Source organism: Moorena sp. SIO4E2, assembly GCF_010671945.1.
Lineage (GTDB): Bacteria > Cyanobacteriota > Cyanobacteriia > Cyanobacteriales > Coleofasciculaceae > Moorena > Moorena producens.
In genome coordinates, this window is record NZ_JAAHIE010000509.1 from 1 (window position 1) to 5,069 (window position 5,069).

The 5,069-nt window shown below is 46.6% G+C and carries 4 protein-coding genes; all 4 read left to right on the forward strand.

Going from position 1 to position 5,069, the window contains the following annotated elements; all coding sequences use genetic code 11:
• Positions 1–193 precede the first annotated feature (193 nt).
• A complete protein-coding gene (locus F6K37_RS31740) occupies positions 194–472 on the forward strand; it encodes a hypothetical protein (protein ID WP_287254551.1) in 279 nt (92 codons plus the stop codon).
• A gap of 177 nt (positions 473–649) precedes the next feature.
• Positions 650–2,407 (forward strand): sodium:solute symporter family protein, encoded by a 1,758-nt coding sequence (locus tag F6K37_RS31745; protein ID WP_287254553.1) that lies wholly within the window; start codon positions 650–652, stop codon positions 2,405–2,407.
• Positions 2,408–2,540: 133 nt separating this feature from the next.
• Positions 2,541–2,687, forward strand: coding sequence for a hypothetical protein (locus F6K37_RS31750; RefSeq protein ID WP_154659958.1), 147 nt, complete (start codon positions 2,541–2,543; stop codon positions 2,685–2,687).
• Between the two features lie 16 nt (positions 2,688–2,703).
• Positions 2,704–4,590 carry an abortive infection protein gene (locus F6K37_RS31755; RefSeq protein WP_287254555.1) on the forward strand — a complete coding sequence of 629 codons (1,887 nt, stop codon included), beginning with the start codon at positions 2,704–2,706 and terminating at the stop codon, positions 4,588–4,590.
• Positions 4,591–5,069 lie beyond the last annotated feature (479 nt).

The window sequence follows — 5,069 nt, forward strand, 5'->3', positions numbered from 1 at the left end:
ACGCGCTTAAAGCCGAAATCCGTGAGCAGGTCAATGTATTTATCTGGCAAGGGGAAAACCATATCAAATATCTCCCTATTTCCGGATTGGGTGCATCTGTTTTATTTTACTAAAAAACTCTGGAGCTGTTGCCCCTATTGCCTATTGGGGTGCATCTCCATCCATGCTGTTTGACCCGGTGGGTGAAACGGGCATGTTTGCGTGGAACAGGCTTCCAGCCTGTGGCAATTTTCGGAAGGGCGGTCCCAACACTGGCGGTGCGTTACGGGAAGGGCTATCCCAACACTACGAGGCGGAAAATCAGTGCGAGCCCGTCCCAACACTGGCGGTGCGTTACGGGACGGGCTATCCCAACACTACGAGGCGGAAAATCAGTGCGAGCCCGTCCCTAACGCACCCTACACCCTTTCTCAGCAGCGATCGCTTCTTCCGCAGCCAGATCGATGTAGATATCAACCATACCGTAGTTTGATCCCGTGGTGCGTTACGGGGCGGGCGGTTCCAACCAGGCTCGAAGAGGTTGAACATGAGGGCAAGCCCGCCCCTAACGCACCCTACGCACTGGCTTCCCCCTTATTAAGGGGGACGGGAGGGGGATCCCGTCCGAATCTGATATGATATCTCAATCCGTGACCAGCAACCGGAATTTATGCAACTCGTTGATTGGCTGATTGTCCTAGTCTACTTAGTCTTGTCCCTCGGATTAGGACTATACCTCTCGCGCAAGGCTTCCGGCAGTCTTGTGGATTTCTTTGTTTCGGGGCGATCGCTCCCGTGGTGGTTAGCCGGTACCAGTATGGCTGCCACTACTTTTTCCATAGATACCCCCCTCTACATTGCCGGGGTAGTTGGCAATCGAGGCATTGCGGGCAACTGGGAATGGTGGAGTTTTGGCATATCCCATCTAATCATGATTTACATCTTTGCCCGGATGTGGCGACGGTCAGAAATTGTTACGGATGCCGAACTCACGGAAATCCGTTATGGTGGCTCGATAGCTGCCCTATTACGGGGAACCAAAGCCTTTCTGTTTGCGGTACCAATCAACTGTATTGCCATTGGCTATGCCATGCTAGCCATGGTCAAAGTCGTAGGTGCTCTAGAAATTTGGCAAAGCCTTGGTATTGCGCCCGAAGCCAGTAGTGTAAAACTCTGGAGTGTATTGGGAGTAAGTGTTCTAGTCTTAGTTTACGCTGGCTTTGCTGGACTGTGGGGCGTAGTAGCTACGGATTTCTTCCAATTCTTTTTTGCCCTACTCGGAGCAATGATAGTTGCTGTAGTTGCCATTAACCATGTCGGTGGTATTCATCAACTAGTCCCAAAAGTGCAGGAAGTCACCCAACAGGATGTACTAGCCTTTTTTCCCCTCACTGTCGGTTCCGGAGGGATTAGTTGGAGTGAAACCGCTGGCATCAGTGCTAGCACATTCTCTGCCTATATCTTCCTGCAATGGTGGGCATGGCGTCGCAGTGATGGCGGTGGTGAATTTGTCCAGCGCCTGGCCGCATCCAAAAATGAAGCAGATGCCGAGAAAGCGGCTTGGCTATTCAATATCTTTCACTATGTAATCCGGACCTGGCCCTGGATCCTAGTTGCCCTAGCCGCAATGGTAATCTATCCAGATTTGGCAGACCGGGAATTGGGCTATCCCAAACTGATGCTAGATTTTCTGCCACCAGCCATGCTCGGGATAGTGGTAACCTCCCTGATTGCCGCATTTATGAGTACTGTGTCTACCTCCATTAACTGGGGAGCCTCCTATCTCACTAATGACCTCTATTTGCGCTTTTTTCATCCCCAAGCCACAGAATCGGAACTAGTCTTAGTGGGGCGGATCGCATCAGTGCTGGTCACAGTTTTAGGAGCAATTGCCGCCTTCTTTGCCACAGACGTTGCCACCGTGTTCCGATTAGTAATTGCCATTGGTACTGGACCGGGATTAGTGTTAATGTTACGTTGGTTCTGGTGGCGGATTAATGCTGCTGCTGAACTAACCGCCATGGTTGCTGGTTTTGTAGTCGGGTTTGGTACTAGTGTCGTGCCAGTTATTCAGATTCCTGACTTTGGTTGGCGTCTGCTAGTAACAGCTGGAATTACTGGTGTGTTGTGGGTAGTGGTAATGTTGCTCACTCCACCAGAATCTGATACCACCTTAGATGAATTTTATCGACGGGTGCGTCCAGCAGGGCCTGGCTGGAAACGTCAGCAGCTTCGCACCGGTTTAGCCCCAATCCAGGATTTGGAACACGATCTAAAACGGGTGCTGGCATCGATATTGCTAATGTTTGGAGCAATGTTAGGAATTGGAGGATTTTTGTTGCTAAAGCCCTTGACCGGTTGGGTGTCTCTGGTAATAGCCGTTCTAGGATGGATGTGGCTGCGTCAGATTAAAGGGAGTAGGGAGTAGGGGATTAAAGGCAAGAGGCAAGAGGCAAGAGGCAAGAGGCAAGAGGGGAGTGTGGGAAGTGTGGGAAGTGTGGGAAGTGTGGGGAGAAAGGGGAGTGTGGGGAGTGTGGGGAGTGTGGGAAAGATAGGAAATTATGAGAAGTTTGGAGATAGGTAATTGCAAGGACTATACTATTAAAGCGGTTGTCATAATTATCAGGTACAGTCAATTTTATTACCCCGATTCCCGACTCCCGATTCCCGATTCCCGATTCCCGATTCCCTGTTCCCTGTTCCCTTAAAAAAACCATAGTAATAATGGTAAATCTCCAAAACCCTTTGGTAATCGTCCTGGTTATCCTAATTTTAGTAATCGGGGTGGTATTTTTTATCTACTCTCAAGCCCAGAAAAAAATGACCGAACCGAAACCATCTAACTACGAACTTTGTCGTAACGATCAGATTAATCAACCTAGCTATTATCCCATCAATCAGACCCTATCATCAAGTCTTTATCAACCCGTTAGTGAGTGGATAGGACGACTGATCGAGCTGCAAAAGGATGAACGAACAACTGATGATTCCGTACTGTTTGAAGTCTACCATGCTGCTCCGGAGTATCAGCATCTGGTAGGAGAGATTGTGACCTTAGGATGGAGTAAGGATGCTCCAGGGATCCAAGACTATGTGAAGCGAGTTACCATAGATATTAATTTTAATCAAACCACTGAAGATAGCATGACAGGGGGCGCTATGCATCCGGTTCGATTAAATCATCTGAATCGGGTAGGTCCCCTGGAATCTTTGGCTGCAGCCAGACCTGACGATAATGTGATTGTCATGGTAAACAATCCAGTTGTGACTGAGTCAGAAACAACGACATCTTTGACTATTGCCGAAGACCCAGTGCAAATTACCGGTCGCTTCTATGGCTTGGTTACCATTATTAAGCGGGAGACACTTGAAAGCGATCGCTTTCAAGTATCTCACTTTAATAAAGACTCAAAACAATTTGATGGACCTCAAGAAATTATTCGTATTCCTCAAGTGGTGGCTGACCGGTATGACATCCCTAGATCTACCAATTCCCAGATTGAAGACTCTCCTCTAAATAGCGCTGGTTGGTATATTTATGGTGCTCAGGATCCTGACGGCATTTTTGTTACCCAAGGGATTGAACCTAGGGCTTTGATGATGCTAGAGCCAGATCAAGTAATTTTGGGAGTTGAGGAAGGGGTAACTTACATTAAGGAAAAAAATTGGGAAAATACCGAACAGCAAAAAGGTACTGCCAAGACAGTTCTGCTGGATCCTTTAGCTGAACAACCAGACGCTGCGATATCCCCTTGGCAGGAGGGAGACCGGGGAATTGTCATCCATCTTTATGGGGGAATTGGTGGTAATAAAAAAGATGAACGTGTCCTTTTTAATATGGTAAGCGGTCACTTTGCCTATGGTATTGCTCATGTAGTGCGTGACCCATTAAGCGATGAATTACGCTTTGATATAGAGTACCAGCAAGTTTATGCTAGTAACCCCGATGGCATTATTGCAGGGTCAATCAAATGGCCGAACTATATGGGAAATTTGCAGCGGGGTTGGTTAGGCAATCGACCTGTTTCTGATGTGATTGTTAAATTGGATGCTGTCACCCAAGACTACGAGTTTGGTGATATTAAACTATCACCTTTGGATGAATTGAAGCATCAGTTACAAGTCATGATGGCTCGCTACCGCACGGGGGATGGTGACGGTGCAGCATTGGCTTCACCAGCAGAGTCCTGTGTGCAAGACTCCAATCAAGCGCTTTATGTAGCCATCCAACAGATAGAAGATGAAGTGAATGACAATCCTGAAATTCAAGAGTGGTTGAACAGTCATCCAGATCATCCCCAAACTCAGCGATTTCAACAATTATCCGAGTTGGGACAAGCACTAGAACAACAGCTGACTCCCCTAGGAATTGTTCGTAGTGACTGGAGGGAAAATGCTGAAACCTTGGTGGGAGTTGCTACCAGTGAAAGTCCAATTACTTCGATTTTAAGAGGACTTGCTAGCTGGCGCACTATACTACCACGACGTGGTCATGACGAAATCGCTAGTCTTTTGTTAAACCATGGCGCTAAACTTTGGGTTATCCGCACTAATCAAGTGGGGGGATTCGATCCTGATATTATCCCCTATGCTCCGACTACGTTATTTTAGAATGTAGAATGTAGAATGTAGAATGTAGAATGCAGAATTTAGAATGCAGAATTTAGAATGTAGAATTTAGAATGCAGAATTTAGAATGCAGAATTTAGAATTATACATCTCGGGGGGTGACATGAGCCCTAAAAAGCTTAGTAGTATATAAGGCTTTGACGCCAATGAGCTCAGGTAAGATACACTCGGAAACTAACCCGACTTTGATTGTGTGGAAGCGAGGGAGCCTTATCACTATGTCAAATGTCAGCCCAAAACAGCATGTATCTTTTGATCACTTATGGGCTAAAATTACTACCCAGTAACGATTTAAGCTTGCTTGCATCTCACCCCCCCAGATTCTAAATTCTAAATTCTTAATTCTACATTCTTAATTCTACATTCTTAATTCTTAATTCTTCATTCTTCATTCTAAATTCTTAATTCTTCATTCTTACTTCAAAGTTGACCTTGCCATCGTTGTCAACCGTCTTAGCAAA

Coding starts and splice junctions, on each gene's coding strand:
- F6K37_RS31740 (WP_287254551.1), top strand. CDS start 194: ATGTTTGCGTGGAACAGGCTTCCAGCCTGTGGCAATTTTCGGAAGGGC.
- F6K37_RS31745 (WP_287254553.1), top strand. CDS start 650: ATGCAACTCGTTGATTGGCTGATTGTCCTAGTCTACTTAGTCTTGTCC.
- F6K37_RS31755 (WP_287254555.1), top strand. CDS start 2,704: ATGGTAAATCTCCAAAACCCTTTGGTAATCGTCCTGGTTATCCTAATT.
- F6K37_RS31750 (WP_154659958.1), top strand. CDS start 2,541: ATGAGAAGTTTGGAGATAGGTAATTGCAAGGACTATACTATTAAAGCG.